This window comes from Guyparkeria sp., assembly GCF_046545975.1.
Classification (GTDB): domain Bacteria; phylum Pseudomonadota; class Gammaproteobacteria; order Halothiobacillales; family Halothiobacillaceae; genus Guyparkeria.
Map to the genome: position 1 here is coordinate 1 of NZ_JBKGYT010000125.1, position 3,411 is coordinate 3,411.

The following is a 3,411-nucleotide window of genomic DNA, read 5'->3' on the forward strand; positions in this document are numbered from 1 at the left end:
GGGTCCTCGGTGCGTCGGCCGTGAAATGTCTGTCGCAGTCGGCCGATGAACCGCTCTTCACCGGCGTCCAGGATGACCTGATCGCCGGGAATCAGCGGGGCTTGTTTCAGGGTGACCGAAGCCTCGGGCACGATGATCGCGATGTCGCCATCCTCGGTATGCCCCAGGTAGCCGTGTATGTCGTGGCTGTCGTTGTTGACGAACAGCCGGAAATCACCGGCCTGCCCGGCATTCGTGCGTCGGTCCAGCGACAGGTCGGCACCCGTTTCCCGCAGGTAGTCGTCGGCGGCCTGCAACTGCTCATCACTGAAATACGTTCGCTTGATCCAGTCGGATTCCACCGGCATATCCTCCCCTGCTGTTCTCTACCGACCAAGCGTAGATCAATCCGGTAGTCGACGGCTCGGCCTGATGTGTAGAAGACTAATGAAACGCCGGCTACCATCTATCGCCGGGAAGGCAACCACGACAAGGAGGGTGACGATGCTGATGCTGGAAGTGAAGGACGTCGGATGGTGGTACTGGCTGGTGACGGCCATGCTGCTCAGCTACGGGCTGCTGATCGACCCGATGGGGCTGCTACTGGCAGTCGGTTTCACCGTGATCAACCTGGCTCATTTTGCCCTGCGGGCCGACCGCCTGACCGCGTTCCCGGTGCAGGTGCGGTTCTTCTACCTGCTCCTGTTGCTGGTGGCGTTGCCCGAGGCCATGCACTGGTTGTTCTGGATTCCCGCGATCGGTACCTGGGCGCAGGTGCTGGTCGGTTACTGCGCGATGGCCCGCCTGGTCTCGCTGTTTCCCTGGAACCGCGATGAACCCCTGACGGCCGGCATGGTCCGGCGACGGTTCCTGTCCGCACCGGTGCGCGGGCGTGTCGGCGGGAAGGGCTGATCGCCGCGACCTGTCTCGCCGCGGAAAAGGGGTGGAATGCGTTAAGATGGCCGCGTTTCACACCAGATAGCGGATATTTCATGAGCGATATGCCCCATTGCCCCGAGTGCGGCTCGACCTTCACCTATCACGACGGCACGCTGTACGTCTGCCCCGAGTGCGGGCACGAGTGGTCCGGCGATGGGAACGCCGCGGGCGAGGAGGCCGAGCCTGCCGCGCGCGATGCCAACGGCAACCCGCTGGCCGACGGTGACACGGTGACCGTGATCAAGGATCTTCGGCTCAAGGGGGGCTCCGGGACCGTGAAGGTGGGCACCAAGGTCAAGAACATCCGCATCGTCGAGGGTGACCACGACATCGACTGCAAGATCGAGGGCTTCGGGCCGATGAAGCTCAAGTCCGAGTTCGTCAAGAAGGCCTGATCACGAGAGCCGACGGAGATTCGAGACATGACCGTTCGACAGGAGATGCCCGTCCAGCGGATCACGCTCGACGAGGTGGTCGCCCATTGCGACCGGGTGGCGAGGCAGGTTGCCGAGAGCGGGTTTCGTCCCGACACGGTCGTGGCCGTCGCGCGAGGCGGCTTTGCCCCGGCGCGGTTCCTGTGTGACTTTCTCGACGTGTCGCGTCTGCTTAGCCTGCAGCTGCGTCACTACCGCTCCGGCGGGCGTGCCGAAAGCCGTGCCGAAGTCAGTGAGCCGCTTTCCGGCGAGATCGCCGGTCGCCGGGTGCTGCTGGTGGACGATGTCAACGACAGTGGTGACACGCTCGCCGCCGCACTGCCTTACCTGAAAGATTTCCGACCGGCCGAGTTGCGCACCGCCGTGCTGCACGAAAAGGCGAACACCGCGCATCGGGCCGACTTCCACTCCGGCTTCGTCGAGGAGTGGCGCTGGCTGCTTTATCCCTGGGCGGTGGTCGAGGATGCCGGCCAGTTCCTGCGCGAGATGGACCCGTGTCCCACCTCGGTCGAAGCGGCCCGGCAGCGGCTGGAAGCAGCCCATGGTCTCGTTCTGAGCGGTTCGGAAATCGAACGGGTATTGTTCTACAACGGTATCCGGCCCGCTTGAATCGACCGAGACCGTCTGTCTCGGGCCCGGATTTTCCCGGCGACCACGACAGGGAACGGAAGGCCCGCCCCCGACGACGGCATGGCGGACGGCAAGGAGGTGAGAGTGACGGCAGTTGAACACGGCTCGGGTGGATCTCGACGGCGTGGCCGGTCGGGGCATGCAGGCCGCGGGGTGGCGGTCCTTGCGCTCCTGCTGTCACTCGTCGCGACGACCGGCTGGCAGACGACGTCGGCCGACACCCTGCGCTTTGCGCCCCTGCCCATGGAGGATCGAAAGATCCTCCTGTCCCAGTACGCCCCGCTGCTCGCCTACCTCGGCGAGACCACCGGTGACGCCTACCGCTTTCGCTTCTACGACGATTACGGCCGCATCCTCCAGGCCCTGCACGACGACGAGGTGGACGTGGCCTACCTGGGGCCGCTTCCCTACGTGCGCCTGACCGCGAAGGACGAGGACTTCGTGCCGCTGGTGCAGTTTCTCAACGAGGGCGGAAAGACGACGTACACCTGCGCGCTGCTGGCCTTCGGGGGCGACCGGATCGATCTCGAGGACCTGGAGGGGCGGCGCGTCGCGCTGACCCAGCCGTACTCCACCTGTGGCTACCTGGTCACCGAGGCGTTGCTTCGACGGGAGGGGGCGAGCCTGGCGGCGAACGACTTCGATTACACGGGCAGCCACTCGGAAGCGATCCTGAGCGTGGTGCGCGGCACGCACGCGATCGCGGGGGCGCGTACCTCGATCGCGAGGAAGTTCGCCCATCTGGACGTGACCGTTCTCGCCGAGTCCGACCCCCTGCCCGGGTTCCTGCTGGTGGCCAACCCGCGAACAACCACCGATGCGCAGCGGGCGGCCATCCGCGAGGCGCTCGTCGGTCTCGACCCGGCCGGTAGCGAGGCCGACCGCGAGCGCCTGTCGCACTGGGGTGCCCCCATTCGCTTCGGCGCCGTTCCGGCGGAAGACTCGGCCTATCAGGGCGTTCGTGAACTCGACCGGCAACTGCCCTCGGGGATCCCGGGGATCGACCGATGAACCGGGTCGCCCGCTACCTGGTTGTGTTCGTCGTCCTCGAGCTGCTGCTCGTGGCGGTGATCCACGCCCGCTACAGCGAACTGTCCCAGCAGCGTCTGGACATCAACCAGGCCGAGGTGCAGGCAGCGTACGGGGCGACCGTGGAGGGCACGCGTCGCATCAGCGGCCTGGTATTCGAGCAGCTGCAGGACCAGGGGCGGCTGGGGCAGCTGCTCGAGCGGGCCGTGGCGGCTCAGGGAGAGGAACGGGGCGATGACGAAGGCGCGGCGCGGGACCGTGCCCGTGGACTGCTCTATCGCACGCTTCACCCCGTCTATGAAGATCTCAGGCCACTACACGTCCGCCAGATCCACGTCAGCCTGAACGACGGCACCTCGTTTCTGCGCATGCACCGGCCGGAGCGTTTCGGCGACTCGAT

At 65.9% G+C, this 3,411-nt stretch carries 6 protein-coding genes; 5 read left to right on the forward strand and 1 reads right to left on the reverse strand.

What is annotated here, in order from left to right:
* A partial coding sequence (locus tag ACLFMY_RS08735; protein WP_410764274.1) for a hypothetical protein occupies positions 1-341 on the reverse strand: 341 nt, incomplete at its 3' end.
* A gap of 142 nt (positions 342-483) precedes the next feature.
* Here ACLFMY_RS08735 and ACLFMY_RS08740 point away from each other — a divergent pair.
* The 5 genes from ACLFMY_RS08740 to ACLFMY_RS08760 all read left to right on the forward strand — a co-directional run.
* Complete coding sequence (locus tag ACLFMY_RS08740) at positions 484-891, forward strand: hypothetical protein (protein ID WP_410764275.1); 408 nt, start codon at positions 484-486, stop codon at positions 889-891.
* Positions 892-971: 80 nt separating this feature from the next.
* Positions 972-1,313, forward strand: coding sequence for a zinc ribbon domain-containing protein YjdM (locus tag ACLFMY_RS08745; protein ID WP_410764276.1), 342 nt, complete (start codon positions 972-974; stop codon positions 1,311-1,313).
* Between the two features lie 27 nt (positions 1,314-1,340).
* Complete coding sequence (locus tag ACLFMY_RS08750) at positions 1,341-1,961, forward strand: phosphoribosyltransferase (protein ID WP_410764277.1); 621 nt, start codon at positions 1,341-1,343, stop codon at positions 1,959-1,961.
* Positions 1,962-2,066: 105 nt separating this feature from the next.
* A complete protein-coding gene (locus tag ACLFMY_RS08755; protein WP_410764278.1) occupies positions 2,067-2,993 on the forward strand; it encodes a PhnD/SsuA/transferrin family substrate-binding protein in 927 nt (308 codons plus the stop codon).
* A partial coding sequence (locus ACLFMY_RS08760; protein WP_410764279.1) for a hypothetical protein occupies positions 2,990-3,411 on the forward strand: 422 nt, incomplete at its 3' end. The genes ACLFMY_RS08755 and ACLFMY_RS08760, both read left to right, overlap by 4 nt.